Consider the following 26,738-nt stretch of genomic DNA (forward strand, 5'->3'; position numbering starts at 1 on the left):
CTTAAATGTATCCTTTCTTGCCCCAAAAGTAAAACAGTTTTAGCAGAAAAGCAAAAAAGCACCCTTTCAGGCGCTTCCAAACAATAATGTAACGATAATAACAGACGCGATAATCCCCGCTAAGTCGGCAAGCAGTCCCACCTTTAAAGCATCCCCCATTTTTTTAATTCCAACCGCCCCAAAATAGACGGTCAGAACATAAAGGGTCGTGTCTGTCGATCCCTGCATGACAGAAGCCAGCCGGCCGATAAAAGAATCCGGTCCGTAAACGGCGATCAAATCGGTCGTCATGCCGAGCGCAGCCGTTCCCGAAATCGGCCGGATCAGAGCAAGAGGAACAACTTCTGTCGGCAGGCCGATGGCTGAAAATGCCGGCTTTAAAAGATCCATAAAAAAATCGAGCGCTCCTGAGGACCGAAAGACTGTGATCGCCACGAGCATTCCGACTAAGTAGGGGATAATGGAAAACGCAATTTGAATTCCTTCTTTTCCACCCTCAACAAAAGCTTCGTAAGTCGGAACTTTTTTAAATGTGCCGTATAAAAGAATCGAGGCGATAATAAACGGGATAAGGGCTAAAGAAAGCCAATTGATGAATTCCAAATGCTCACCCCTTCTTTTTTCTTCTATAATAAAAATATCTGTCAATCAAGATGGCGAAGATTCCTGAGATCAGCGTCGCCAAAATCGTCGGCCCGACGATATCTGTGGGCGATTTTGCATCATATGTCATTCTGACCGCGATCACCGTTGTCGGAATAAGCGTGATGCTTGAAGTATTGACCGCTAAAAAGGTGATCATCGAACGGCTGGCCTCGGTACGGTTTTGATTGAGCGACTTCATTTGTTCCATCGCTTTAATGCCGAGCGGTGTCGCCGCATTTCCAAGCCCGAAAAAATTGGCCATTAAATTGGATAAGATGTACCCCATCGCCGGATGGTCAGGAGGAATCTCAGGGAACAGCCTCGATATGAACGGACGGCACATCCGGCTGAATTTGTCCAGCAGCCCGGACTGCTCGGCTATTTTCATCAGCCCAAGCCAAAACACAAGGACACTCATCAGTCCGATCGCGATCGTGACCGCCTCTTTCGCTCCTTTAAAAACAGCCTCGTTTACTTCCTGAACCGTTCCGTTAAAAAGCGCAAAAACAAGACCGATGACTGTTAAGGCAACCCAGATTATATTGACCATACTGAACCGCCCGACGCTTTTTTAAATACAGATTTAAAGGTCTCCAAAAACGATTTTTTCGGCTTTTTGTTTCGTTCATTTTCATAATACACCGGCAGATCGGCAATCGTTTTTCCGCCTAGCATCACCTTCAAGTTACCGATGATGTCCGGAATCGCTTTTTCGTTTTTCCGCCATGATTTCTTCGGCTTCAGAAGCTCTATGTCGATCTTCACCTCTTCTTTTTCCTCATCGTTTAATAAATAGGTGACATCCCGTTTAATAAAAGCTTTGCTTCCATAAAAAGAATCTTTCAATTTGGGGATGTCGCCTTTTTTGGCAATGACATAGGTTTTATAGTGTTCATATACATAATTGAACATATTGATGTGATCATTCCAATCGTCGGGAGCATTGATCGTGACCGCGATCAGATCTGTTCCGTCTTTAGATGAAGTAGACACGAGCGTACGCTTTGCAAGCTTTGTATATCCCGTCTTGCCCCCTGTACTGTACCGGTATAGGCCTGTTAAGAGCTTGTTTTTATTTTTCCAGATTCCCTGCATCGTTTCAGCTTTATAGCGCTTTGTTCCGGCAATTTTTCGATATGTCTGGTTTGTCATCGCATACTTCGTCAAAAGCGCCATGTCATATGCTGTTGAATAAAGTTCTTTATGGTCATCAAGGCCGTGGGGATTATGAAACACCGTGTTTTCCATGCCGAGATCGGCTGCTTTTTGATTCATCATATAAACAAAGCCTTCAAGGCTCCCGCCGACATGTTCGGCAATCGCCACAGCTGCATCATTTCCCGACCTTAGCATCAAACCGTATACAAGGTCTTTGAGCTTTACCTTTTGCCCGCTTTTCAAATAAACGGAAGATCCTTCGGTCCCTGCTGCCCTACCGCTGACCGTCACCGTCTCTTCCAATTTCCCCGATTCCACAGCCAAAATGGCCGTCATGATCTTCGTGATGCTTGCAATGCGCCGCTTTTCATGTTCATCCTTTGCAAATAAAACCCTGCCGGAATGGCCGTCAATGACGATCGCACTTCTTGCGCTGACACTGATAAAGGGCTCTGCTTTCACGATTTGAAAAGAAGAGAAGAAAAGAACAAAAATGATGATTACTGGTGCAGCTCGTTTTAGAAAGCGCATTTTCTCACGTCCTTGTTGTTGTTTGTACAAGTTTATGCGCTTGTCTTATCGTTATGAACATCAATTATGCCATTTCAGAAAAGCGATGCATAAAAAAACTCCCCCTCAAAAGGGAGAGCTTTTGTATAAGCATTATCTGGATTGAACCATCTTCATCCGATAATCCGTCCCATAGTATTCCAATTCTTCTCTCATCGATTGGTACCCTGATTCAAGTGAAGCCATCAGTTTTTTTAATGAAGCTGGTGCTGGTTCGTGAAAGCGAATGGCATGCCTCCCCGTGTAAGCTGCTCTGCTGTCTTCGTACCACGTATCTTTTTTCGGAGTAAAAAATTCCTCTATGCATCGATGATATATCTGATAGAGCGTCTTTTCGGCTGCAGTATCCTGAAAAGGCTCCTGCTGCAGCATGATTCGGCAGGCCGCAAGCCCTTCTTCACAGTAAACCGCCAGTTTTCTTAAGTTGCTGAGGACTTCCCTGTAATAAGCGCTTCGCCCAGGTTCCTCCGTTTCCAAGGATGACAGTGTCGTTTCATTTAAATAATCGCTCAGCGTCTGAACGGCCTGTGATAAAAATTCTCCCGCCTGCTCGGTTTGGGCTTTTGCCATAGATTTTTCCATTGGTGTCGGCACCCTCTCCTCATCGCTTTGTTACAATCGTATTCTTTCACTGATTAAATTAAACATGAAAAATACGATAATATATATTATCATACTTCAGTCCTTAAGGTGAATCTATTTTAAATCTTCAAACGTCTGATTGAAATTCTCGAAGAACAAATCTGCTTCTTCCTGCACCCCGTCTTCCTCGACGTTTTCAGGAAGAGGCGGAAGCTCTTCAAGCGCCTTTAATCCAAACTGTTCAAGAAACGTCTCAGTTGTTCCGTACAAAATCGCCCGGCCCGGACCATCCGCTCGTCCAACCTCGCACAGCAGCGCTTTTGCGACAAGGCTTTGGAGAATCCGTTCGGATTTAACCCCTCTGATATCTTCTACTTCCGCCCTTGTGATCGGCTGCTTATATGATACGATCGCCAAAACTTCAAGAGCCGCCTGGGAAAGTCCTTTTGAAGGTGCTTCAATCAGCTTTTTTAAATAGACGGCGAATTCTTTTTTTGTGGAAAGCATATAGTTGTCTGCGTATTCGACAAGCTCTATACCCCTGTCTTCTTGTTCATAGCTCTCTTTGATGTCGAGCATAATATCCTGAAGCTCTGTCTCTTCAATTTCCAAAACGGCTAATAGCTGTTTTTTGGTGAGGCCTTCGTCGCCCGCCGCATACAGCAATGCTTCAACAATGGCCTTCCAATTCACGATATCAAGCGTCATGAATCACTTCACTCCCTGTTATGTAAATATCAGAAAAATTGTGTTCCTGCTCAATGATAATCAGCTGGTTTTTCATCAGCTCCAAGACGGCTAAAAAGGTCACGACCAAATGCTCTTTTTGTTCGTACGGGAACAGTTCCATGAAGTGCATTCTTTTTTTGGCCGATTTCAAGCAGTCGACGATTTGGGTCATACGTTCTTCTATTGGTATTTCCTGTCTTGAAATTCTTGTTTCAGACGGACGGCTGATTTTTTTTCGGTTCAGCACCTTTTGAAAAGCGCCGAGCATATCATAAACCGTGACGGAAAGCTTTTGTTCGCTCAGTTTGATTTCCTTAGCATAGTCGCTTAAGTCGCTCGGCGGTTTGGCAAACGATTTTTGCCGTTCTTCTTCCCGTTCTTTTAAATTTTGCGCAGCATTCTTATATTTCCTGTACTCTATCAATTTTTCAATTAATTCTTCTCTCGGATCCTCTTCTTCTTCAAGAAACTCCTCGTCAAAAAGTTCTTCCTCTTGTTTCGGGAGGAGCATCCGGCTTTTGATGCTGAGCAGGGTTGCAGCCATCACCAAATACTCGCTTGCCACATCCAGCTCAAGCTCGCGCATCGTATGCACATATAATAAATATTGCTCAGTTATCTTCGCAACAGGGATGTCATAAATGTCTATTTCGAGCCGGTTGATTAAGTGCAAAAGCAAATCCAAAGGTCCTTCAAACGCCTCGATTTTCACCTGATATTCCATGATCATTTCTCACCATTTTCAAAATCGCTTCTTTGCCGGCCTAAACTGGCTACCCTTTAGTATAAATTACGCGTCTATCCGAAGTCCAATATAATTTAAGAAGTGTCGGCATCTGCCTATACAGATTGAGGCAGACGCACATAGAATACTGTGTAAAATTCTTATGAAAAGAGGAGGGAACAGCATGGGAGGTAAAGGCTTCGGCTACGGCGAAGGATTTGCTTTGATTGTGGTTCTGTTTATTTTACTGATTATTGTAGGAGCAGCATGGATCTATTAATATAAAAGGATTGAATGCCGTGAGCGTCCGTTTTGTCGGGCGCTCATTGTACTGTAAAGCGCGGGCGGGTGGTCGCTTCGGCTAAAAGGGAAGTCGTTTTTCCTCTGATCAACACTTATGATACACTTTAACGGAACGGGTAAAGGAGGATGTCAGATGTATCCCGAAGCATATATCGATTACCTGACCGAATTTCATGGGGCAAGGGATTATTTTGAGTGTCATGAAATTCTGGAGGAGCATTGGAAAAAGGATCCTCCGGGAGAACGGAAGCTGTACTGGGTCGGTTTGATTCAGCTGGCCGTGGCTCTCTATCATCAGCGGAGAAACAACTTCACCGGAGCAAAAAAATTAATGGCAAACAGCATCCGTATTCTGGAGGCTGAGAAAAACGCCATCGAATCACTTGGTTTGGATCACAGACGATTGGTCAGTCTGTTAAAACATACTTATCGAAAAATAGAGTCGCATTCTCCTTACGAAAGCATCATGCTTCCCATCGCAGATGAAGCGTTGATCCAATCCTGCCGAAAACAGTGCGGGCAAAAATCGTATCAATGGGGGCAGAACAGCCCCGCTTCAGACGCCTTCCTCATCCATAAACACCGGCTGAGAGACCGGACTGAAGTGCTGGCTGAAAGAGAAAAGGAAATGGCGCGGCGAAAAAAAAGCAGAGGCTAATCACAGCCTCTGCTCATTTGTTATATGTGATGTCTTCATTTTCTTGATCCTGACAGCGCTCAAAGAATCCTTTAGTTAATTCATTCGGAACCAGCGGTTTAGGTTCAAACATTTGGGAAATGGCTGACACCATTTTTTTGCCGATTCCTTGATGACGGTGAGACGGGTTTACACTGATATGCTTGATTTCAACTTCTTCTTCCCTTTTTTCGACTCCTACACAGCCGACGATATCCTCGCCTTCTTTCCATAGGAACAGCTGTCTTTCAGTGTCCGTTTCATAGTCTTTAATTGTCTGCTGAAGCTGCTTGACGTCCTTCTCATTCGGCATGAACGAAAGGAGACCCATCGCAATCTTTTCGAATGACTTTTTATAACGAATTAACATAAATACCCCTCAATATATCAAAATGTGGATCTTAACGAAGGCTAGTCGCTTCACATCACATTATAAACATTTTTATACCCTTTTTAAACTCTTTTTCGGTAATTATTGAAGCGACCGGGTCAGGTTCGCCATTTCAATCGCTGCTAGAGCAGCTTCGGCGCCCTTATTTCCGGCTTTTGTTCCGGCGCGTTCAATCGCCTGCTCGATCGTTTCTGTCGTCACGACTCCAAAAATGACCGGAACACCGGTTGACATGCTGCTCCCTGCGATTCCCTTCGCCGCTTCATTGCATACATAATCATAATGGCTTGTCGCTCCTCTGATGACCGTACCCAATGTGATCACGGCATCATACTTTTTGGTCTCTGCCATTTTTTTCGCAATCAATGGAAGTTCAAATGCACCGGGAACCCAGGCGACATCAATGTCATCAGATTTAACCCCATGTCTTATGAGCGTATCTTCTGCACCGCTTAACAGTTTGCTTGTAATAAAATCATTGAATCTTGAAACGACAATGCCGATTTTCAAATCTGTTCCAATTACATGGCCTTCTATTTTATTCATATGAATCCCGTCCTTTTTTGTGATTGTTTTCATATTAAAAATGAAGCATATGCCCCAATTTTGCTTTTTTTGTTTTTAAATAGTTTTCGTTGTCTTTGTTGAACTCCATCTGCAGCGGTATTCTATCGGCGATTGTCAGCCCGTAGCCCTCAAGCCCCGCGATTTTTCTTGGGTTGTTTGTCAAAAGCTTCATGTTTTTGACGCCGAGATCCCTTAAGATTTGCGCACCGATTCCGTAGTTGCGCAAGTCGGGAAGAAAACCGAGCTTTTCGTTGGCCTGCACCGTGTCATATCCTTCTTCCTGAAGTTTATAGGCCTTCAGTTTATTGATCAGGCCGATGCCTCTTCCTTCCTGTCTCAAATAGAGCAGCACACCTCTGCCCGCTTTTTCAATTTGCGCAAGGGCGGCGGCAAGCTGCGGGCCGCAATCACAGCGGTGAGACCCGAAAACATCCCCTGTCAGGCACTCTGAATGAACCCTGACAAGAACAGGCTCATCTCCAAAAGGAATATCCCCTTTGACCAGTGCGATATGTTCTTTATCATCAATGTCATTTGTGTAGCCGAAAACTTTGAAAGCGCCGAAATCTGACGGAAGTGTAATGTTCACTTCGCGATTGACCAGCGTTCCCTTGCTATAGCGGTATTCGATCAAATCTTTAATCGTAATCATTTTCAGGCCGTGCTGATCAGCAATCCGCTTCAGTTCCGGAACCCTTGCCATCGTGCCGTCTTCATTCATGATTTCACAGATAACGCCGGCGGGTGCAGAGCCGCATGCCGCAGCAAGATCAACAGCCGCCTCCGTATGCCCAGCCCTTTTTAATACTCCGCCTTTTTTCGCGATCAGCGGGAAAATGTGCCCCGGTCTTTTAAAGTCGAGCGGGACGGCGTTTTCATCGATAAGCGATTTGACGGTCAATGACCGCTCCTGAGCGCTGATTCCTGTTTTTGTATCGCGATGGTCCACACTGACCGTAAAGGCGGTATGATGAGAATCCGTATTTTCCTCCACCATCGGATGAAGATCAAGCCTTGATGCAATCTCTTCACCGAGCGGCGCACAGATCAAGCCTCTTCCGTGGGACGCCATGAAGTTGATCACCTCAGGTGTGGCATATTCCGCCAGCGCGACGAAGTCTCCTTCATTTTCCCTGTCTTCATCATCCACTACGATGATGACTTTCCCCTGCTTCAGGTCGTGCAGCGCTTCATCAATTGTATGAAACATAAGACCCGCGCCTCCTTTCGTCTAAAACCCGTTTTCTTTTAAAAACGCTTCGGTGATTGTTTTTGCCTGCTTTTCTTCTTTTGATTGATGAAGAAAACGATAAATGTATTTGCCGATCATGTCGCACTCAATGTTGACGATGTCACCGGTCTTTTTGACTGGAAAAATCGTCTCATCCAGTGTGTGCGGAATAAGCGAGACCGTGACTTGATCATCTGTCAGTCCGAAAATCGTCAGGCTTACGCCGTCTACGGCGATCGAGCCTTTCAGCACAAGCATTTGCGCCAGTGCAGGATCAAGCTTTAAATCATAGTATATGGCGTTTTCCGCTTTTTCTATCCGTACGATGGATGCAGTGCCGTCAACATGTCCTGACACCATGTGTCCGCCAAATCGGCCGTTTGCAGCCATCGCCCTTTCAAGGTTGACGAGGCTGCCTTTTTTTAAAGTGCCAAGCGATGTTGCTTTCATCGTTTCAAGCATGACATCCGCCGTAAACTGACCTTGTTTAAAATCATTGACGGTCAGACAGACTCCGTTGACTGCAATGCTGTCACCGAGCTTGACATCTTCCGTCACTTTGCTTGTTTGAATGACTAAAGACATGGCGTTTCCCGTCTTTTTCATGTCCAGAATCGTTCCGACTTCTTCAATAATGCCTGTGAACATGGGTCACCACCCTATTCTTTTATAGGTTTTGCCGCTAGTTTGAGATCGCGGCCGATTCTTGTAATGGTTGTGAATTGTAATAAGGGGACATCTTTCATCGATTGAAAGCCTTCACCGGAGATGATGCTGGGAGAATGCAGCCCTCCGATTAATTTTGGGGCAAGATAGAAGATCATTTGCTGATAAAGTCCTTCATTGACAAAACTCGCATGTACAGCGGACCCTCCTTCGACATAAACCGAGGTGATGCCGTTCTCAGCCAGGTGCTGCAGCACATCGCGCACCAAAATCGTCTCGGCATCGAGCACAGTTACCTGAACACCTTCGTTTTCCAGGTAGCGAACGGTTTCGGGATCAGCCTTGGAAGTCGTGTAAATCCAAGTGGGCGCTTCTTGATCATGAATCACTTTTGAATGAAGCGGAATCGTAAGCTTTGTATCCAGAACGACACGCACCGGCTGATTCACCTTTCCAGGCAGGCGGCATGTCAAACTTGGGTCATCTGCTTTTATTGTGCCCACACCGACTAAAATACTCTGGTGGTTTTTTCGATACTTGTGAGCATCCAGCCTTGCTTCATGAGAGGTAATCCATTTGCTGTCACCGGTATGGGTGGCCGTTTTGCCGTCAAGACTTGCAGCGGCTTTTAATGTGACATACGGCAGTCCCGTCCGCATAAAATGCATGAATTTTTCATTCAGCTCTTCCGCCTGCTCTTTCAAAACGCCTGTCGTCACCTCAATCCCCGCCCGTTTGATTATGCTGATGCCTCGTCCCGAGACAAGAGGATTCGGGTCTTCAGCTGCCACAACCACCCTTTTCAAACCGGAGCGGATGATCAGTTCTGCACAAGGCGGCGTTTTGCCGTAATGGCTGCAAGGTTCAAGCGTAACATAAATCACCGCACCTTCAGCATGGCGGCCGGCCATTTGAATGGCGTGCACTTCGGCATGCGCTTCACCGTATTTTAAATGGGCGCCCATTCCGACAACCTGTCCGTCTTTGACGACAACGGCTCCGACAAGCGGATTCGCGCCCGTCTGTCCCTCGCCCTGCTTTGCAAGCTCTAATGCGAGATTCATATAATGCTCGTCGGTCATATTCGTCCCTCCTTTCTTCTGCAGAATAAACGCAATAACCCCCGGAATGTTGTTCCGGGGGTTGGTTTTTTATGCATGAGAAATAAAACTATGCTAAAACGTTTTTTTCGACATAGTTTCTTCATCCTTCTCCCATCCAGACTTTCACTGTCGGCTTCAGCTTTTCACTGAATCCACCGCTTGCCAGAAGGCTCGCGGGTCACGGGCTCTAAAGCTCTTGCATGCTTTACTACCGCCGGTCGGGATTTTCACCCAGCCCCGAAGGATACAATCGATATTTTCTTGTCCTTATGCGTATTATAGCGGCCGGATATTGAAATTGCAATGAAAACCGCTTTGCATAGAAAAAACCCTCTGAAAACAGAGGGCCGCTAGTTTGTCACCTTGACGACTTTAATCAATCCGTCAATCCTGTTTGAATTGCTGAAATAAGCTTTTACTTTGTCTCCTTCTTTAATGTCGGACAGATCCTGGTCGAGTTTTTTCGCATCAAAAATGATTTTTGTTCCGTTGTCTGCCATTCCATGGTACTCTGTGCCGTCAATTTTGGTGATTTTATATTGATGAATCGTATAGTCCTTCTCCCCGGATGAAACCGTTTGGCTGAGCGCCGTCGAAGCATCCTGCATGTTTCCATTTTTTAAAAAGTAGTAGCCTCCTGCCAGCACGGCAGCCAAAACGAGTAAAACCGTGAGCTTGACTCTTATTTTCCCCATGATCAAAACCTCCAGAACACATTCTGAACTATTATATGTTTTTTCACTCTATTTGATGAAAGCAAACATCTTCGTTTCAGACGGAAAAATATGTGGTTTTTAAGTATAACGCATAATGAAGACAAATCGTTTCATATTCAAGCGAAATACTCCTTATAACCTACGAATGTACATTCTGTTTTAGGGGAGGATGAGAAAATAAGACCAAAAACAAGACTAAAGGACTATGACGCCGACTACATCACTTTACTCGAGTCGTTGCAAATTGCTGACAGAATGGCCTTCAGACGCTTCGGGAAGCTAAGGATGAGCTGCGGGGCTGAAACAAAACATTCGGATACGATACACGGGCTGATGTTTCAACTTCCAGTATGGATCGCAAAGAAGCTTTCACTTTGTCATAAAACCGGCAGAACCTTCAATCCGATGTCCTCCTCTTTAATAGATCGACGGGCCATTTGATGCAGGTTTGACAACATATCTCAAAAGATGCGGCAATTTTCTTATATTCGCTAGAAAGCCTCTTTCAATCCCATCTCAAGGAATATACGCATGCTTGTGATTTGTGTAATAAACACATCTGATGCTCAATACTTTTTTGACAAAATGATCCATGAAGAATATAACGTCATGATAGTAAGTGCTATCAGGAGGGTAATTATATCAAACGTCTTTAGCGTCATAATATGAAAATATGATCCGTACAAGATGATGACCATATAAATTAATAGCGCAATGAATGAGCACTTCATCCCTTTTTGCTTAATGAAGCTCGTTCTTTCGTCATTCTCTTTGAAGTGAGGAAAGATATAACCTCCGGCAAAGCAGATAAACGCGGCAGTTCCATACATCAAACATTCTATAAATGACAAGGTATTTGTTGCAATCCCGATAAACGTTCTGATCGCAAAAATCGTTAAAAACAAAACACCGATAAAATAAAAAGTTCTTCTTGAATTCATCATCATCCCCCTATTCTTCCAACTGAAAAATCTCTTCAACAATGGTATGAAACGTCTTGGCCATCTGCAATGCCAAGGGTAACGAAGGATTGTATTTGCCTTTTTCGATAGAAATAATCGTTTGTCTGCTTACATTCAGTATTTCTGCCAGTTTGTCTTGTGAATAGCCGTGCTTTTTTCTAAATTCCATCACCCTGTTTTTCAAAAGCATTCCTCCTTAGTCATTTATATTCTAACGTAAAGGTAACTTTACGTAAAGCCTCCTTTACACATTTTGAAAAATGAATTGCGGTTTTCTGTTTATTGACGGAAAAATAAAAAAGATCCCTGCCTAAGGATCCTTTTTATGTGTGCCATCGTCCTAGTGGAATTCTACATCTATTCTCTTTTTCTGCCCCTGTCTCTCCTTCGGCATTCTCACTTCAAGCACACCGTTTTTATAGGATGCCTTGATTCCCTCGTGAGAGACTGCACTCGGAAGCATGACGGACCTGTGAAACCGGCCGACAAACCGCTCCTTCCTGTGCATGTTTTCCTCTTTCACTTCATTTGCCCTGTTGATAGACCCGCTGATATGCAGCATGTTATTTTCAACATCAATCTGAACATCTTCCTTGCTTTCAAGGCCGGGAATATCGCAGGACGCTACGATTTCATTTTCGGTCTCGTGAACATCCACGCGAATATCCCCAAAACCGTGCTCACCTCCGAAATTTGCCGGAAAATCTGCAAAAACCCTGTCAAACTCCCTTCTGATCGTATTCAAATGTTTAAATGGTTCATAAGGTACGAGCGGCATTTTCTTTCCTCCTGGATGTTTTGATAGCCTTATGGTTTTCACGGTCTTTTTAAATTATGCATTTCAGAAGCGGAAAACGGTTTTTTCTGTGCAGCTGATCAACCTGTTTTCATGTGAAATGCTTAGAGACATTTTGTTGTTATGATGAGGATTGATTTAAAGCACAAATGAAAAAGCAGTGCTTATTACAAAGCACTGCTTTTTGCCGAAATGTTCTCGGCGATTCATACATTATGTCACATTTCTTTCCGCTATGTGGATCGGTTGTTTGGATGGAATGGATGTCACGTTTCTTTCTGCTATGTGGATCGATTGTTTGGATGGAATGGATGTCACATTTCTTTCTGCTATGTTCATATCCACTGTATTAGCTGTTAATGCAAGACTTGTTAAAGATAACCCAATGACTGAAGCAGCGGCAGTTAACAAAAGTTTAGACTTCATACGACCAGTCCCCTTTTTTCATTTGTTTTCGAGCACTGAATACCATTTGATAAAAATAAACCGAGTCACTGCAGCGCCCAATTTCATTATAATATTCAGCTGCTTCAAAAGCCAAGTCCTCTATGTCTGGATACATCTTTTTGGCCTCAAGCAAATGAAAAGTTTCCAATAATGAATCCACACCAGCTTCATCGATATACAAAGCTTTTAAAAAACGAAATTTTGCTATATATATGATATCGCTTGATTGCTCTGCTATTTCAACACCTTTGTTAACCATTTGATTAGCCTGTTCATTTTGCTTTTGCTTAAAGTAAACAAGTGCAAGACTGAAAAATGCTTTTGATAGTATGTCTGATTTCTCTTCATTATAAATAACAATAGCCTTGTTAAAGTATTCAGCTGCTTGATCAGTATTCCCCATCTTGTAATAACAATTTCCCAAATTGTAAAATGTGTGTCCTTCTAAAATACGCTGATCTTCTTCCTGAGCAAGCTTCAGTGCATTTTCAAGATGAGGCAATGCTTTTTCATGCGACTCCAAATCATCGTAATTTCCAGCAATCACAAATTCGCATTGAATTCTTCGCACCGTATAAGTCTCTTGCGCTTGGTAAGTTTCAACTGCTTGAAGCGCATAGTTCATAGACACATGACTCTGTTTCATTTGATAAAATATTTCAGCCATTTTAAAATGAAATTCCGCTCTCTCTATTTCATCTTGCACATGCAGCAGCTTCTTTTCCGCACGTCTGTAAAATGAGATCGCTTTAATGTAATCATGGTTTTGATATTCATACATTCCTCTGAAAAAATTAAAATAGTATTCCAGCAAACCTGTCAGCTTGTCCTGCTTATCTTCAATATCTTTTAATATTTCTGAAAAGTCAAGCGATGCTTCCCCTTCTTCCAGAGGTCTTATATAATCAAGCATCATTCTATGTCGAAACTCCATTAACGCATAATACAGCAGCAAGTCCTGGTCTTCTTCCATTTGAAAGATCTCGCGTTCAATTTCAGCCTTCAGCATTACCGCATCTGTTACATTGAACTTGCGGATTGCATTATACCACTCATTGATTTTAACCCCGACTGCAGCCGATGGGATTTTAACGCTCACCCCTTACGCCCCTTCCTTTACCGTTCTTTATCCAAGATTCCACTTGAATATATTTTACATAAAGGGTCATTTTTTTACAATTGTTTTTTGTTGAGAATTGTTTTTATTTGGCTTTTAGGGAATGGTGCGGGGAGGATTTCAGCTAAGATCCTTAGCGCCGATTCGACTGCATCAAAAAAACAGCCCGCATATACGGGCCGTTTCACACATGCGCTGTTTACGCATCAAATACTTCGACTTTTTCCATTCCTTGTCCTTGCTCCATTGAAGTAACATCTTCAAGGCCTGATGTGACTTTGCCAAATACAGTGTGAACACCGTTCAGGTGCGGCTGCGGCTCATGCACGATAAAAAATTGGCTGCCGCCTGTATCTTTTCCGGCATGTGCCATTGAGAGAGAACCGGCTTCATGTGTATGGGGATTTCCCTCTGTTTCACATTTGATCGTATAGCCAGGACCGCCTGTCCCAGTGCCGTGCGGGCAGCCGCCTTGGCTGACGAAGCCCGGAATGACGCGGTGGAATTTCAGGCCGTCATAGAATCCTTCGTTTGCAAGTTTTTCAAAGTTGGCGACAGTGCCGGGTGCCGCCTCCGGATATAATTCAAACTCGATTTTTTTGCCGTTTGTTAATTGTATGTATCCTTTTTTAGCCATCTTGATTCTCTCCTTTCATTATAACAAGGCTCATTATATCACAGAAGGGAATCACAGAGCCAATAGCACTCTTTAAAAAAAGAGCATGGGTACTTTGCAAAACCAAAAGAATAATTCAACGAACAAAATTATAATCGACTAAAAAGTTAACCTTAAAAAAACACCTATCATTCAAAACAAAAAACCTATTAAATCAATGATTACTACAGAAATATTGAATTAAATGTAGTTACTAGGTGGCAAAAAGCTACCGTATTTGTTGACACTAAGATTCGTGCAATTGTTGACCAAGATGAAAAAATTTTAAATTCTCTGAATGAAATCAAAAAGGAATTAAAAAATAGGTCTTAAAAGTAAGGGGAGGATAAAATCCTCCTTGTTTTGTGACTTTTCCTATATCATGATATTTTCTCAACAATTGTGTTTGTTAAAGTCGTAGAAGCAATGAAATCATACTCTCTGATTTTTATTTGAAACCTCCCCCGCTTTTGATCCGTCTATATTGTCGGAATGGCTAAATTTCGTTCCGGCAGGCTTCTTTACACATACAGCAATTTCTGCCTGAAGCCTGCATTTTTAAGGAGGGCATCGAGCTTGAAAAAAACGATACTTGGAATTTGCACAGCATTGTGTCTGCTCATCTTTCCGCAGGTCAGCTTTGCTGATGCCGCAGTGGGAGACGTGATTGTCACACTCGGCAAAGACCTATCAAGCCAAGACAGGCAAAAGGTTTTACAAGAAATGAATGCGCCTGAAAATGCAATGATCATTGAGGTGACAAATGATGAGGAGCACAAATATTTAGGAGATTATATACCGAAATCGCAAATCGGATCGAGAGCGATTTCATCTTCTTCGATTACCATCGCGAAAAAAGGCACCGGGTTGGAGGTGCAAACGAATAACATCAGCACGATTACAGATGAAATGTATTTAAATGCGCTGATGACGGCCGGAGTCAAGGATGCAAAAATTTATGTCACGGCGCCTTTTGAAGTATCCGGAACAGCCGCTTTAACCGGGCTGATGAAAGCCTATGAAACAACTTCCGGTGAAAAGATTTCCGAAGATGTCAAAAAGGTCGCCAATGAAGAGCTTGTCACCACTTCTAAACTCGGCGAGAAAATCGGCGGTGAAAACGCATCAGCATTGATGGCCAAAGTGAAAGAAGAAATCGCTAAAAACGGCGGTTCTCCATCACAGGAAGAACTGGAAAAAACGATTGACCAGGCCGCTTCTGATTTAGGCGTTACATTGACGGAAGATCAGAAAAAATCGCTTCTTTCTTTGTTTGATAACATGAAAAATATCAATATTGACTGGAATCAGGTCGGAGACCAGCTTGACAAAGCCAAAGATAAAATCACAAAATTTCTCGATTCTGAAGAAGGGCAAAACTTCATTCAAAAACTGATTGATTTCTTTGTCTCTCTATGGAACGCCATCGTTTCCATATTTACCGGAGGCGGGACATCAGAATCCACTGGTTGATTTCAGCCGCAAAACACCTCCTTTAACCATATAAGGAGGTGTTTTGTTATGCCGGAGGAGAATCCTCCTCCGGCTTCATAGTTTTCCTGAAGGAAATCTGATAAAAGCTTTGTAAACCGATAAAATGTTTCGTTTTGCGTTGACGCTCTGTCCTTTAATGTGAATTGATCAAATAAAGACTTCCGAAAGCCGGTGCTCATTTCAAGCTGGATGCTCAGTCCGGAAATGGACTTGTTGGCAATATTATCGGGATGGGTTCCGGCATATTTGTCATCGGTCTTCAGCATTTCAGCAGGAAATCCCGATTGCTTCAATTCTTGGACCAATCTATTGATTTTCACGCGGTCTGTACCGCCCACTTTAATGTTGCGATCTTCCTCATAATAGCCGTGCAGCGACATGATATATTGATGACTTGCGGCCATATCGAGCGCTATAGGTTCGTCAAAACGGGTGCTTGTAATGTGCAGATCGGTATTTCCCGAAGGTTTCAGCCCCTCAAACAGGTACATGGAATAGCTTTGGGACAGTTCATTTGCAATTTCACTTGTTCCCGGTTCAATACCGCCTCCATGGATCGCCATAATCAGCATTTGGCTGCCGGCCTGCTTTGTCGCAATTCGGTAATCTGAAGGATCTTCATTGTTTTTTAGTTCTTCAAAGCTTGTATATTTATCACCGGATTGAAATGTAATGCCGTGAGCCATTGCGAAAGATGGGAATGAAATCACAGCTGAAATTAATAAAATATTCACAAATCTGTTTATTGCTGTAAAATGGTTTGCTGTGTTACAATCAACACGTTGCTTCAAGCCATGGAGCATACGGTGGAGTAGGGATACTTTGGCCGGTTTCATCTACTCCGCCTCTAAATCCAAAACAACAGCTGCTGTCTTCCTTCGCAGTGGGGTCATACAGTGAACCATCTCCTTTGTTAAATTTTTGTTAAATTCCCAATATTATATACAGATGACCCACATGCCGTTCTATGTATGACATGTTCTTTTTAATAAAAAAACACTTCCCGGCATGCAGGAAGTGTACATACAACGTGAGATACCTGATAGGCACCTCCCGTTGTTTTATGATTGCTTCACTTTCGATTTCAGCGGTAAATCCAGTTTGACAATATCTTCATAAGATTCTCTCTGGATGACAAGCTGCGCTTCTCCGTCTTCAACAAAGACGACGGCCGGGCGCGGGATGCGGTTGTAATTGTTGGCCATGCTGTAGCCGTATGCACCGGTGCAAAAAACAGCGAGAACATCGCCATCGCGAACTTCCGGCACCTCTAAATCCCAAATCAGCATATCTCCGCTTTCACAGCATTTTCCGGCAATGGACACGGTGTCATCACGTCCAGCGTTCATTCTGTTGGCGACTGACGCTTCATATTTAGCTTCATAAAGCGCCGGTCTGATATTGTCGCTCATCCCCCCGTCAATCGCTACGTACTTGCGAATGCCGGGGACTTGTTTTTGCGAGCCGATCGTATACAGGGTCGTTCCCGCATCTCCAACCAAGGACCTGCCGGGTTCGATCCAGATTTCCGGGATGTCAAAGCCGAAATGTTCAGCATTCGCTTTGACCGCTTCAATAATTTTACCGACATAAACATCAGCGGGCAGCGGCTCATCCTCTTTTGTATAGCGGATGCCAAAACCTCCGCCAAGGTTCAGCACTGAAGGTATAAATGAGTAGGTTTCCCTCCACTCTGCGAGCTTTTCAAAAATTTTATCTGCTGCCAGAACAAATCCCGCCGTATCAAAGATTTGCGAACCGATATGACAGTGCACGCCAAGCAGCTCGAAAGCCTGCGACTGAAGAACCTGTTCGATAGCTTGTTCTACTTGCCCATTATGCAGATCAAAGCCGAATTTGGAATCTTCCTGTCCTGTCGTAATGTAATCGTGTGTGTGCGCTTCAACTCCCGGCGTGATTCTGAGCAAAACGTCCACAGTTTGTCCCGCTCGTTTGCAAAGCTCTTCGGTTATTGCAATCTCGTGGAAATTATCGAGCACAATACAGCCGATTTTATGCTGAAGAGCCATTTCGAGCTCTTCCGGACTCTTATTATTTCCGTGAAAATGAATCCGTTCAGGCGGAAACCCTGCTTTGATCGCAGTAAAGAGCTCTCCGCCTGATACCACGTCCAACGACAGCCCTTCTTCTTCGGCAAGCTGAATCATCGCTACCGATGAAAACGCCTTGCTCGCATACGCGACTTGCGCCTTCAAACCGGCTTCCTGAAAAGCTTTTTGGAATTTTCGGGCCCGTTCCCTTATCAAAGCGACATCGTATATATAAAGAGGAGTTCCATATCTTTCTGCCAATGATAGAACATCGATGCCGCCGATTTCGAGATGTCCTCTTTCATTTTGTCTGCTGGTACCATGTAAAAACAATTGTCATTCCCTCTTTCTCTATCTACAAAGGTGAAAGGGACAGTCCGGATCACTGCCCGATACATCTTCCGCTTTATGATAGTCAAATTTCTTATGTTGTATTATAACATTTCGCATAAAAATCTAAACCATCATTTGTCCAAATTTTCTTGATTTAAATTGAAAATGATTTCCATTCAGTATGGTCTCTATCATCTATAGAATAACAGAAAACAGCAATCGATAGAAATAGGCATTCAAACATCTATGGAATACCTGCAAAGTTTTGATAGAAAAAGGCGGGAGAAGCAGCCGGAAAAACTTTACACCTTGGGGATTTCGCCTATACAAATAGGCACTTACCTGAATATACACATAAACATAAAGCCAAGAAAAAATGAAAGAGGTTATCTTATGTACCCGAACTTTAACCCTTATCCTCCTGCTTCAAGTTATATACAAGAAGACATGCACGACCCTTACCGTCCGTACTATGAACAGAGAATTTATGAGCCTTATGAAGGCCAGATTATTACAGCTCCGGCGAATACGAGATTCTGGCGCAGAGGCACTGAGGTTTTCCTTCACTCATCAGCAATTGATCCTTCCGGCCGGGAAATGCTTTATATCGTCTATCCGATCAGACGGCAGAACAATGTCTGCAGCCTGCGGGCCGTAGCGATATCAGCCAATGAATACAGAGGCATGCAGAGACACGGATTTTAAAAAAGAGGCCTTTTCATTGATGATAAGCCTCTTTTAAACATGAATGGTTAAGAATTTTTTGGTTGCCTGATTCTGTTTTTCGGATGCACGATACTCGGCCTCACTTTCCCCCCCGGAACGGATGTGCGCACAAGAACATGCCAAAACGCTTTTCCGTTAAACGGGAGAAGCGGCCAAAGATACGGCGTTCTCAATGAACGGATGGAGGCCATCACAATGGTTAATATCGTTAGTCCGATGACAAACCCCTCCACCTTAAAGATGGCAACTAAAATGAGCATAAAGAGCTTTACCATTTTATTCGCCAAGCTCAGCTCATAGCTCGGGGTTGTATATGCACCGATTGCCGACAAGGAGACGTATAAAATGACTTCCGGGGAAAACAATCCGACATCGATGGCTATGTCACCGATCAACACGGCGGCTATCAAGCCCATGGCAGTGGAAAGCGCCGTCGGGGTATGAATAGCCGCCATTCTTAAAAATTCGACCCCGAGATCCGCCAAAAAGATTTGCATGATAATCGGTATATGGGTATCTTTGTTCAAGCCGATATATGAAAGATTTTTAGGCAGGAGCGACGGTTCAATGACAAACAGAAGCCAAAGCGGAAGCAAAAAGGTTGATGCAAAAATGCCGAAAAAGCGCACCCATCTTAAAAACGTGCCGACGGCCGGGGTCTGTCTGTATTCCTCGGCATGCTGAACGTGATGAAACAAAGTAGTCGGCGTGATAATAACGCTTGGCGATGTATCGACTATCACAATAACGTGACCTTCCAAAATGTGGCTCGCGGCAACATCGGCTCTTTCTGTAAACCTGACAAGCGGAAAAGGATTAAAGCCTTGGCCGACGAGAAATTCCTCAACTGATTTGTCAGACATCGGCAAACCGTCGATTTTCACGTTCTCAATTTCTTTTTTTAAGACCTCGACAAGACCCGAGTCTGCCACATCTTCCAAATAGCAAAGACAGATATCGGTTTTGGAGCGTTCTCCGATATGAAGCATTTTATAGCGCAGCCGTTCATCTCTGATACGCCTTCTGATAAGGGCAGTGTTGACAATAATGTTCTCTACAAACCCGTCTCTTGCCCCTCGTACGACTTTCTCGGTATCAGGCTCTTCCGGCGTTCTTCCAGGATAGCTTCTGACATCAACAATAAAAGCAAAATCCGATTCCTCTACGATGATGGCGACCAGTCCCGATAATACTTGATCAACCGCTTCATCAAGCGTTTTTGCTTTTGATACCTGCTGATTTAACAGCCTGTTTTCAACAATTTCTTCCGTGTCGCCCGTTTCTTTTTCTGCATCATTCAAGTGGACCAGTTCTCTTAAAAGGTGAATGATGTACTGTGTGTCACATAATCCGTTTACATAATAAAGCTGAACTTCACGGTCTAGGACAAAGACCTTGCGGACGCCTAGGTCAAAGCTTTCTCCCATGCCGACATACTTTTTGAAATACGCTTCATTCTTAGAAGGATCAAGGAATACTTTTGTCTTCTCTTTCTCGTTTGCCTGAGCACTCATGATACCCGCTCCTTTCTAAAATGAGCTCGACCGCTTTCATTGTGATCGGCGCACCTTTTTTCACATCGTCTTTCCTGCCCATTTTCCCGATGTCGCCGATGCCGACGACAATCGGGACATCCAGCTGATCAAGGCAATAGACTGTATCACCGCTCATGCGCTTGACATCAAATTCTTTGACACCGTGTTTATCGACTCCGTATTCTGTCAGCTCACCTTCAGCATCAATCGAGACATCGACTTTGGTCCACTCTGCGTAATGCGTCTTTGAGGCGACGGCGATGACGCCAAGGACTTCGACATCGGGATGCTGCGCCACATATTTCATCGCCGCCTCTCCCGGCCCTTCGCCTTGCAGACCGGAATCGTCGAACATCACAAACACGGGATCATAAGGCGTTTTTAAAATCATAGAGACTAGTTCTGAGCCGGTTTTGATGCTGGGATTCCCCTTTGATTGGGAAATGCAACGGCCGCCTGTCTTTTTTGCTGCATATTCAATTGCTTTGGCAGCATATACATCGCCGTCAGTGACCAAAATGACCTTGCGTTTTGCTGTCATCCTTCTTTATCCTTTCGGTTTAAAAATCACGGCAACAAGAAAAGCGAATAAAATGGCGGAAGAAATACCGGCAGATGTCAATTCAAATATTCCCATTCCGATTCCGATAAAGCCGTGTTTGTCAGCCTGATGCATTGCTCCGTGCAAAAGGGAGTGTCCGAAGCTGACGATCGGCACCGTTGCACCAGCCCCGGCAAAATCGATAAATCTGTCGTAGATGCCGAAGCCGTCCAGGATCGCTCCTGAAACGACAAAGGTGGACATAACGTGGCCCGGCGTCATTTTAAATACATCAAGCAGCAGCTGGCCGATAACACAAATTAAGCCGCCCGCAATAAATGCAATGACATACTCCATATTACCCGTTCCCCCTTTCGGATCGTTCAAACACGACGCCGTGCGCGATACATGGAATCGATTCATTTTGCTGTATGATGGTTGGGCTCAGAAGTGCTCCGGTCGCTACGACAAGCACCCTGTTGAGCCTTCCCGCTTCCATTTCTTTAAAGATATGGGCAAATGTAACGACAGCCGAACAAGCGCAGCCGCTTCCTCCTGCAAATACCTGCTGATCAGGGGTATAGATCATCAGCCCGCAATCATTATGTTTCGTCCCGATGTTGATCCCTTCTTCTTTTAAAAGGTCCTTGACAATCGGGCTGCCGACGCCCGAGAGATCTCCAGTCAAAATTAAATCATAATCATCAGGGGTGCGCCCCAGGTCTTGCAAATGCTGTTTAATCGTATCCGCAGCGGCAGGCGCCATTGCCGATCCCATGTCCTGTGAATCTGTGATTCCGAGATCAATGACTCTCCCGACTGTTGCGCTAGTGATTTGAATTCCGCTTGGCTGCTGGCTGAGCACAACCGCCCCGCTTCCGGTTACGGTCGAAGTCGCGGTGTCCGGTTTTTGCCCGCCGTATTCTGTCGGATAGCGAAATTGCCTTTCAGCCGTCGCATTATGGCTGCTTGTCGCCGCCAGCGCACGTTTTGCAAAGCCTCCGTCAATCAATGCCGAACTGATGGCGATCGATTCCATCGAAGTCGAGCATGCCCCAAACAAGCAAAGAAAAGGAATTTTTAAGTGCCTCGCCACATAATTGGCTGTGACATTTTGATTGAGCAGGTCGCCTGCTAAAAATATATCGATGTCTTCTTTTTTAAGATTTTGTTTGGACAATGCACTCTGAATCGCATCCTCCATCAATTTGCGCTCAGCCATCTCCCAGTTTTTCTGGTTGCAGTGCATTTCATCATATGTCTTATCAAATAAATGTCCTAAAGGACCTTGCTTTTCCTTGGGGCCGACCGCTGTTCCGCTCGAATTAACAAACAGCGGATTTTGGAACTCCCATGTTTGTTTTCCCTTAATTTTCATGATGTTTTCCTCCTAAAACAGCTTGTCAAAAGCATAGCGGATCATTCCTACAATATAAGCGGCCACGACACCGAAGACGATGACATTTCCGGCCAGCTTAAACATATTCGTTCCCACTCCGAGGACGTATCCTTCGCTTTTGTGCTCGAGCGCTGCACTCGTCATGCTATTGGCAAACCCTGTAACCGGTACGGCCGAACCCGCGCCTGCAAACTGTCCGATCCTGTCGTAGACGCCCAGCCCTGTCAAAAGAGCCGATAATAAGATAAGAGTGGCAACCGTAGGGTTTCCCGCCGTTTTTTCATCAAAATGAAATACGGCCATATAAAAATTTTGAAACGCCTGACCGATCGTGCAGATCAGCCCCCCGACAAGAAAAGCTTTTACACAATTGAGGAAGTAAGGCGGGGAAGGCTGGTACACCTTTACTTTTGACTGATAATTATCTTTTAAACCTGACATCATAATCCTCCTTTTATGACAGATGAACAAAAATAAGCCATTGAAACAGCGATCCGAGAATCTTTCCGAAAACGATGGCCATCAAAAGAATTAATATCCTGTCTCCCATGCCGATTCGCTTTGCCAAAATCGGCAATACATTCAGCACCTCTGTAAGCGCCGCCGCAAGCATTCCGATAAAGACGCCCGCCAGAAGACCGATTGGAATCAGCACCCATTTCGATAAAAAAAACCGGCTTAAATTCAGCGATTCCCATCCTCCGAAAACTGCGCCCAAAATGACAGCCCATTCGTACGCCTGGATAAACGCCCCCGTTTTGGTGAGCTGAGTCAGCCTCGGGATAATGCCAAGCACCGTGAGGAAAGCGACAAATCCCGATCCTACTGCGACGCCTCCTGCAAGGCCGAGAAAGATGATAAACAGCGTGCTAATGATCATGAATATCTTTTGTCGTTTCTTTATTTTCGTTCATGGCCACATATTGATCCAAATCGAGCTGATATTTGAACATCTCAACTTCAAGGGGGCTTGGTTCCTCGTTAAAGCGTTTTTTAAATAAGTGATTAAAAAACAAAATCATGCCCAGCCCCAGTCCAATGCTGTACGGAACTTGCAGAAGGTAAGGATAGCGGTTTACTTTTCCCGTCACCATTTCATAGAGCAGGATGTGCACTTCCCTCATGCTGACATCTTCATGAAAGTTCATCACGGCAAGACCTGCCCCGACAAACAAAAGCAGCCAGACAGAGATGAACAGAACAGGAGATAAGCCTCGTTTTGGATATTGGATCTCCACGATGGTTTCGGAACCGCCGACGGTCTGGACATCAAGGTCTGGAAACGATTTATGTATAGTTTCAATAACCTTCATTACATCCAATACGACCATGCTTTGATCCGATTTGCTTACCTGGTACACAGGCAGCTGTTCAAGCTTTTCTTTAAACCGGCGATCCCCCGCCACCTGTGCGAGATGTCCGAGTCTGATCAATTCATCTGGATCTGCCTCGAGCCGGTGGCGAAGTCTAATAAAAACTTGACGTTCCATCTGGATCACTTCCTATATGATGGTTATAGTTGTAGTATGAGGTTGATCTCATTTATCATTCAGCGAGCTGTGAAAGACCATAAATTACCACACGCGGAAAAAGCCGGCTCGTCAAGCGAGTCCGGCTTCAACCGATCAGCGGTATTTAGAAGCTGAGGCTGCCGTTTTTGGCAGTCTCAGTTTTCTGAATGGTCCATCTCGTTTTTGATCTGCTTTAAGATTTTTTTCTCAAGCCTTGAGACTTGGACTTGCGAGATGCCGAGTCGATCGGCTACTTCAGATTGCGTCTTGTCCTTGTAGTATCGTAAATAAACGATCAGCTTTTCCCGTTCATCCAGGTCTTTGATGGCTTCCTTCAGAGCGATTTTATCGAACCATTTGTCCTCAGACTGATCGGCGATCTGGTCGAGAAGTGTAATCGGATCTCCGTCGTTTTCATAAACGGTTTCATGAATGGACGAAGGAGAGCGAACCGCTTCCTGGGCCATCACGACCTCTTCAGAACTGATGTCCAGATGGTCGGCGATTTCCTGTATGGTCGGAATCCGCCCGTTTGACTTTGAAAGCTCGTCTTTTGCCCTTCTGATTTTATTGCCGAGTTCCTTTAGCGATCGGCTGACTTTAACTGTCCCGTCATCCCTGATAAACCGCTGAATTTCTCCGATGATCATCGGAACGGCATAGGTGGAAAATCGTACATCATAGGACAGATCGAATTTGTCAACCGATTTCAAGAGCCCGATGCAGCCGATTTGGAAAAGATCATCAGGTTCATAGCCCCTGTTCAAAAAACGCTGAACGACAGACCAAACAAGACGCATGTTTTTTTCTATGAGGAGGTCCCTTGCTCTTTGATCGCCGTTCTGGCTGTTTTTTATGAGTTCTTTAACCTCATGGTCTTTAAGCTGAGTGTTCTGGTTTTCTTTTTTAACCTCCACATCCATAACAAATCTCCCTTAATTGCAAAGCGCTTTGCTTTTTGATAAGTGCTTTGTTAAGTGTATTGTGGTTCCCATCTCAGGTGAGGAATCTATCGTGATATCATCCATGAAATTTTCCATAATTGTAAATCCCATTCCAGACCTTTCAAGTTCAGGCTTTGTCGTGAACAGCGGTTCGCGAGCCTCCTCCAAGTCCGTGATGCCGATTCCTTCATCACGAATCGTTAAAAAGACGATATGGTCTTCAAGGGTAACGGAAATATATACATTCCCTTCCCCGGAGTTTTCATAGCCGTGGATGATCGCGTTCGTCACCGCTTCTGACACAACCGTTTTAATTTCGGTCAATTCATCCATTGTCGGGTCTAGCTGTGCGATGAAAGCGGCAACTGTCACCCGGGCAAATGATTCATTTTGGCTGAGCGCTGAAAACTGAATGTTCATTTCATTTTTCATGACGCCACCCCCAGTGTTTCCAGAGCATGCTGCTCTGATTGTTCAAGACGGATGATTTTAAACAGACCCGACATATCAAATAGGCGTTTGACGGCAGGAGAAATCGCACAGACGATCATTTCTCCGCCCAGCTGCTTAATTTCCTTATATCTGCCCAGCACGACGCCAAGTCCTGAACTGTCCATAAACGAAAGGTCTTCAAGATTCAAGACAATGTGGCAAATGTCGTACTGTTCCAAATGATCACTGACTTGTTTTCTCAAGGTTTCAGCTGTATGGTGATCAAGTTCACCTGTTAACCGAACGCAAAGCACGGATTCTTTGACGTTAAAATCGATTCCGAGGCTCATCCTCATTCCTCCTTGATTTAAATCGGATAATGAGTGTTTCGATTTAAACTTTATAAATTCCTTCACCATGACAAAACTAGTGATCGTTCGGCATTATTCACTCCACTTTGTCCAATTTGTCATCGTCCGTTTAAACAATGTCCACATCCCCGCTTTATCCATGTCTTTTTCTGCGACAAGAGGGCTTTCATGCAGCACCTTCCCATCCTTTTTCAATACGAGCGTCCCGAGCTCGGTGCCTTTTTTGACAGGAGCATGGATATCTTCTTTCTGTTTGATCTCTTTTTTGACAGATTCCATATTTTCACCTTTTTTCGTCAAAAGAGAAATTGGTTCTGATGTCACGAGATTGATTTTCTGATGGCGGCCTTTATTGACCTTTAATTCTGAAATGACTTCATTACGCTTATACATCGGATGTGTTTCATATTGGCTGAACGCGTAATCAAGCATTTTGGTGATTTGCGTATTCCGTTCCTTCGGTGTGCTGGCGCCGAATACGACGGCGATCACGCGCATGTTTCCTTTTTTCGCCGAAGCCGTCAAACAGTACTTGGCTTCATTTGTAAATCCTGTTTTGACCCCGTCGACTCCCGGATAAAATTTGATCAGCCTGTTTGTATTGACAAGCCAGAATTTTTTATCGGTATTTTCTCTCAGATAGTCTTCATACGTTCCCGTAAACTTCGTGATTCTTTCATATTTTAAGAGCTCTTTCGCCATGAGGGCCATGTCGTAGGCTGTGCTGTAATGTCCTTCTTCAGGGAGCCCCGTCGTGTTTTTAAAGGATGTATCTTTCAGACCAAGCTCAGCTGCTTTTTCATTCATCCTTTTGACAAACTCCTCTTCAGATCCGGCAATGTGCTCTGCCATCGCAACAGAAGCATCGTTTCCAGATCCGATGGCGATCCCTTTTAACATCTCTTCAACGGTCATTTCTTCGCCTGGTTCAAGAAAGATCTGTGAACCGCCCATTGATGCAGCGTACTCGCTTGTTCTGACTTTATCTTTCATTTGAATCTTGCCTTTATCAAGGGCTTCCATGACAAGCAGCATGGTCATCACCTTTGTCATGCTGGCCGGGGGAAGCTTCTCATGGCTGTTTTTGTCATACATCACCTTTCCGGTGTCCCGCTCGATCAGAACGGCAGATTTCGCTTCATGAGCAAGCTCAGAGGATTTCTTTTCACTTTCTTTCGCAAACGCGGATGGCGCTGTCATAAGGATTATCGTAAAAATCAGCAATTTGGATAAATGACGTTTCATCACCCAGACCTCCATTTCGTAATCCTTTCTATTTTTTCCAAATTAAATGGATTTATACGGATCAATTGGAAAAAATTCCTCGTAAAACATAAAAGAAAAAGCCAATGTAAGCTCTGGC

At 44.3% G+C, this 26,738-nt stretch carries 35 protein-coding genes and 1 riboswitch; of the genes, 4 read left to right on the forward strand and 31 right to left on the reverse strand.

Going from position 1 to position 26,738, the window contains the following annotated elements; translation table 11 throughout:
* Positions 1-66 precede the first annotated feature (66 nt).
* The 6 genes from RBH91_RS13170 to RBH91_RS13195 all read right to left on the reverse strand — a co-directional run bounded on the left by RBH91_RS13170 (position 67) and on the right by RBH91_RS13195 (position 4,411).
* Positions 67-603: a spore maturation protein gene (locus RBH91_RS13170; RefSeq protein ID WP_076758742.1), complete on the reverse strand. Its 537-nt coding sequence runs from the start codon at positions 601-603 to the stop codon at positions 67-69.
* Positions 604-607: 4 nt separating this feature from the next.
* Positions 608-1,195: a nucleoside recognition domain-containing protein gene (locus RBH91_RS13175; protein WP_076758739.1), complete on the reverse strand. Its 588-nt coding sequence runs from the start codon at positions 1,193-1,195 to the stop codon at positions 608-610.
* Positions 1,183-2,334 carry a D-alanyl-D-alanine carboxypeptidase family protein gene (locus RBH91_RS13180; protein WP_307891882.1) on the reverse strand — a complete coding sequence of 384 codons (1,152 nt, stop codon included), beginning with the start codon at positions 2,332-2,334 and terminating at the stop codon, positions 1,183-1,185. The genes RBH91_RS13175 and RBH91_RS13180 overlap by 13 nt, the downstream gene beginning before the upstream one ends.
* A gap of 132 nt (positions 2,335-2,466) precedes the next feature.
* Positions 2,467-2,955, reverse strand: a complete 489-nt coding sequence (locus tag RBH91_RS13185) for a YpuI family protein (RefSeq protein WP_076758732.1) — start codon at positions 2,953-2,955, stop codon at positions 2,467-2,469.
* A gap of 114 nt (positions 2,956-3,069) precedes the next feature.
* Positions 3,070-3,663, reverse strand: a complete 594-nt coding sequence (gene scpB / locus RBH91_RS13190) for an SMC-Scp complex subunit ScpB (RefSeq protein ID WP_076758729.1) — start codon at positions 3,661-3,663, stop codon at positions 3,070-3,072.
* Positions 3,653-4,411 (reverse strand): segregation/condensation protein A, encoded by a 759-nt coding sequence (locus tag RBH91_RS13195; protein WP_094777277.1) that lies wholly within the window; start codon positions 4,409-4,411, stop codon positions 3,653-3,655. Before RBH91_RS13195 ends, scpB begins: the two co-directional genes overlap by 11 nt.
* Before the next feature lie 181 nt (positions 4,412-4,592).
* Here RBH91_RS13195 and RBH91_RS13200 point away from each other — a divergent pair, with 181 nt between their 5' ends.
* Positions 4,593-4,688, forward strand: a complete 96-nt coding sequence (locus RBH91_RS13200; RefSeq protein ID WP_076758722.1) for a YjcZ family sporulation protein — start codon at positions 4,593-4,595, stop codon at positions 4,686-4,688.
* A gap of 156 nt (positions 4,689-4,844) precedes the next feature.
* Positions 4,845-5,369 (forward strand): DUF309 domain-containing protein, encoded by a 525-nt coding sequence (locus RBH91_RS13205; RefSeq protein WP_307891883.1) that lies wholly within the window; start codon positions 4,845-4,847, stop codon positions 5,367-5,369.
* Between the two features lie 13 nt (positions 5,370-5,382).
* Here RBH91_RS13205 and RBH91_RS13210 read toward each other — a convergent pair whose 3' ends face one another.
* From RBH91_RS13210 to RBH91_RS13265, 12 genes are all read right to left on the reverse strand, one after another.
* Positions 5,383-5,757, reverse strand: a complete 375-nt coding sequence (locus tag RBH91_RS13210; RefSeq protein ID WP_076758714.1) for a GNAT family N-acetyltransferase — start codon at positions 5,755-5,757, stop codon at positions 5,383-5,385.
* 102 nt (positions 5,758-5,859) lie between these two features.
* A complete protein-coding gene (gene ribH, locus RBH91_RS13215; protein WP_076758988.1) occupies positions 5,860-6,324 on the reverse strand; it encodes a 6,7-dimethyl-8-ribityllumazine synthase in 465 nt (154 codons plus the stop codon).
* Between the two features lie 34 nt (positions 6,325-6,358).
* Positions 6,359-7,555: a bifunctional 3,4-dihydroxy-2-butanone-4-phosphate synthase/GTP cyclohydrolase II gene (locus tag RBH91_RS13220; protein WP_076758710.1), complete on the reverse strand. Its 1,197-nt coding sequence runs from the start codon at positions 7,553-7,555 to the stop codon at positions 6,359-6,361.
* 21 nt (positions 7,556-7,576) lie between these two features.
* The gene (ribE, locus tag RBH91_RS13225) at positions 7,577-8,224 is read right to left on the reverse strand and encodes a riboflavin synthase (protein ID WP_307891884.1); all 648 of its coding nucleotides are present in this window, start codon (positions 8,222-8,224) and stop codon (positions 7,577-7,579) included.
* Positions 8,225-8,235: 11 nt separating this feature from the next.
* The gene (gene ribD, locus RBH91_RS13230; RefSeq protein WP_307891885.1) at positions 8,236-9,324 is read right to left on the reverse strand and encodes a bifunctional diaminohydroxyphosphoribosylaminopyrimidine deaminase/5-amino-6-(5-phosphoribosylamino)uracil reductase RibD; all 1,089 of its coding nucleotides are present in this window, start codon (positions 9,322-9,324) and stop codon (positions 8,236-8,238) included.
* 120 nt (positions 9,325-9,444) lie between these two features.
* A riboswitch (FMN riboswitch) is annotated at positions 9,445-9,594 on the reverse strand.
* Positions 9,595-9,695: 101 nt separating this feature from the next.
* Positions 9,696-10,040 carry a hypothetical protein gene (locus RBH91_RS13235; RefSeq protein WP_076758701.1) on the reverse strand — a complete coding sequence of 115 codons (345 nt, stop codon included), beginning with the start codon at positions 10,038-10,040 and terminating at the stop codon, positions 9,696-9,698.
* 587 nt (positions 10,041-10,627) lie between these two features.
* A complete protein-coding gene (locus tag RBH91_RS13240) occupies positions 10,628-11,002 on the reverse strand; it encodes a hypothetical protein (RefSeq protein WP_307891886.1) in 375 nt (124 codons plus the stop codon).
* A gap of 10 nt (positions 11,003-11,012) precedes the next feature.
* The gene (locus RBH91_RS13245) at positions 11,013-11,207 is read right to left on the reverse strand and encodes a helix-turn-helix transcriptional regulator (protein ID WP_076758695.1); all 195 of its coding nucleotides are present in this window, start codon (positions 11,205-11,207) and stop codon (positions 11,013-11,015) included.
* A gap of 156 nt (positions 11,208-11,363) precedes the next feature.
* Positions 11,364-11,801, reverse strand: coding sequence for an Hsp20/alpha crystallin family protein (locus RBH91_RS13250; RefSeq protein WP_307891887.1), 438 nt, complete (start codon positions 11,799-11,801; stop codon positions 11,364-11,366).
* Between the two features lie 231 nt (positions 11,802-12,032).
* Entirely contained in the window at positions 12,033-12,245 is a 213-nt protein-coding gene (locus RBH91_RS13255) for a hypothetical protein (RefSeq protein ID WP_307891888.1), read from the reverse strand.
* Positions 12,235-13,365, reverse strand: a complete 1,131-nt coding sequence (locus tag RBH91_RS13260) for a response regulator aspartate phosphatase (RefSeq protein ID WP_307891889.1) — start codon at positions 13,363-13,365, stop codon at positions 12,235-12,237. The genes RBH91_RS13255 and RBH91_RS13260 overlap by 11 nt, the downstream gene beginning before the upstream one ends.
* A 217-nt stretch (positions 13,366-13,582) precedes the next feature.
* Positions 13,583-14,020, reverse strand: a complete 438-nt coding sequence (locus tag RBH91_RS13265) for a peptidylprolyl isomerase (protein WP_307891890.1) — start codon at positions 14,018-14,020, stop codon at positions 13,583-13,585.
* 594 nt (positions 14,021-14,614) lie between these two features.
* Between RBH91_RS13265 and RBH91_RS13270 the strand changes: the two genes are divergently transcribed.
* Positions 14,615-15,511, forward strand: a complete 897-nt coding sequence (locus RBH91_RS13270; RefSeq protein ID WP_307891891.1) for a DUF1002 domain-containing protein — start codon at positions 14,615-14,617, stop codon at positions 15,509-15,511.
* A gap of 2 nt (positions 15,512-15,513) precedes the next feature.
* Here the strand turns inward: RBH91_RS13270 and RBH91_RS13275 are convergent, their stop codons facing one another.
* Together RBH91_RS13275 and lysA are read right to left on the reverse strand one after the other, a co-directional pair.
* On the reverse strand, positions 15,514-16,368 hold the full coding sequence (locus RBH91_RS13275; protein WP_307891892.1) for a poly-gamma-glutamate hydrolase family protein: 855 nt from the start codon (positions 16,366-16,368) through the stop codon (positions 15,514-15,516).
* A 225-nt stretch (positions 16,369-16,593) separates the two neighbouring features.
* A complete protein-coding gene (lysA, locus tag RBH91_RS13280; protein WP_307891893.1) occupies positions 16,594-17,916 on the reverse strand; it encodes a diaminopimelate decarboxylase in 1,323 nt (440 codons plus the stop codon).
* 393 nt (positions 17,917-18,309) lie between these two features.
* Here lysA and RBH91_RS13285 point away from each other — a divergent pair, with 393 nt between their 5' ends.
* On the forward strand, positions 18,310-18,621 hold the full coding sequence (locus tag RBH91_RS13285; protein WP_076758674.1) for a hypothetical protein: 312 nt from the start codon (positions 18,310-18,312) through the stop codon (positions 18,619-18,621).
* Positions 18,622-18,668: 47 nt separating this feature from the next.
* Here the strand turns inward: RBH91_RS13285 and RBH91_RS13290 are convergent, their stop codons facing one another.
* The 11 genes from RBH91_RS13290 to RBH91_RS13340 all read right to left on the reverse strand — a co-directional run bounded on the left by RBH91_RS13290 (position 18,669) and on the right by RBH91_RS13340 (position 26,620).
* Positions 18,669-20,156, reverse strand: coding sequence for a spore germination protein (locus RBH91_RS13290; RefSeq protein WP_076758672.1), 1,488 nt, complete (start codon positions 20,154-20,156; stop codon positions 18,669-18,671).
* Complete coding sequence (locus RBH91_RS13295; RefSeq protein WP_307891894.1) at positions 20,110-20,718, reverse strand: stage V sporulation protein SpoVABEA; 609 nt, start codon at positions 20,716-20,718, stop codon at positions 20,110-20,112. Before RBH91_RS13295 ends, RBH91_RS13290 begins: the two co-directional genes overlap by 47 nt.
* A gap of 6 nt (positions 20,719-20,724) precedes the next feature.
* Positions 20,725-21,075, reverse strand: a complete 351-nt coding sequence (spoVAE, locus tag RBH91_RS13300) for a stage V sporulation protein AE (protein ID WP_307891895.1) — start codon at positions 21,073-21,075, stop codon at positions 20,725-20,727.
* Position 21,076: 1 nt separating this feature from the next.
* Positions 21,077-22,096, reverse strand: coding sequence for a stage V sporulation protein AD (gene spoVAD, locus RBH91_RS13305; protein ID WP_307891896.1), 1,020 nt, complete (start codon positions 22,094-22,096; stop codon positions 21,077-21,079).
* 12 nt (positions 22,097-22,108) lie between these two features.
* Positions 22,109-22,558 carry a stage V sporulation protein AC gene (spoVAC, locus tag RBH91_RS13310; protein ID WP_076758660.1) on the reverse strand — a complete coding sequence of 150 codons (450 nt, stop codon included), beginning with the start codon at positions 22,556-22,558 and terminating at the stop codon, positions 22,109-22,111.
* Between the two features lie 13 nt (positions 22,559-22,571).
* Positions 22,572-22,997: a stage V sporulation protein AB gene (locus RBH91_RS13315; protein WP_076758657.1), complete on the reverse strand. Its 426-nt coding sequence runs from the start codon at positions 22,995-22,997 to the stop codon at positions 22,572-22,574.
* Positions 22,987-23,607, reverse strand: coding sequence for a stage V sporulation protein AA (locus RBH91_RS13320; RefSeq protein WP_148957461.1), 621 nt, complete (start codon positions 23,605-23,607; stop codon positions 22,987-22,989). Before RBH91_RS13320 ends, RBH91_RS13315 begins: the two co-directional genes overlap by 11 nt.
* 176 nt (positions 23,608-23,783) lie before the next feature.
* Positions 23,784-24,551: an RNA polymerase sporulation sigma factor SigF gene (gene sigF / locus RBH91_RS13325; protein ID WP_076758652.1), complete on the reverse strand. Its 768-nt coding sequence runs from the start codon at positions 24,549-24,551 to the stop codon at positions 23,784-23,786.
* Between the two features lie 12 nt (positions 24,552-24,563).
* Entirely contained in the window at positions 24,564-25,004 is a 441-nt protein-coding gene (spoIIAB, locus tag RBH91_RS13330) for an anti-sigma F factor (protein WP_076758650.1), read from the reverse strand.
* On the reverse strand, positions 25,001-25,354 hold the full coding sequence (gene spoIIAA, locus RBH91_RS13335; protein WP_076758647.1) for an anti-sigma F factor antagonist: 354 nt from the start codon (positions 25,352-25,354) through the stop codon (positions 25,001-25,003). The genes spoIIAB and spoIIAA overlap by 4 nt, the downstream gene beginning before the upstream one ends.
* A 93-nt stretch (positions 25,355-25,447) precedes the next feature.
* Complete coding sequence (locus RBH91_RS13340) at positions 25,448-26,620, reverse strand: D-alanyl-D-alanine carboxypeptidase family protein (protein WP_307891897.1); 1,173 nt, start codon at positions 26,618-26,620, stop codon at positions 25,448-25,450.
* Positions 26,621-26,738 lie beyond the last annotated feature (118 nt).

Source organism: Bacillus swezeyi (assembly GCF_030908325.1).
Taxonomy (GTDB): Bacteria; Bacillota; Bacilli; order Bacillales; family Bacillaceae; genus Bacillus; species Bacillus swezeyi.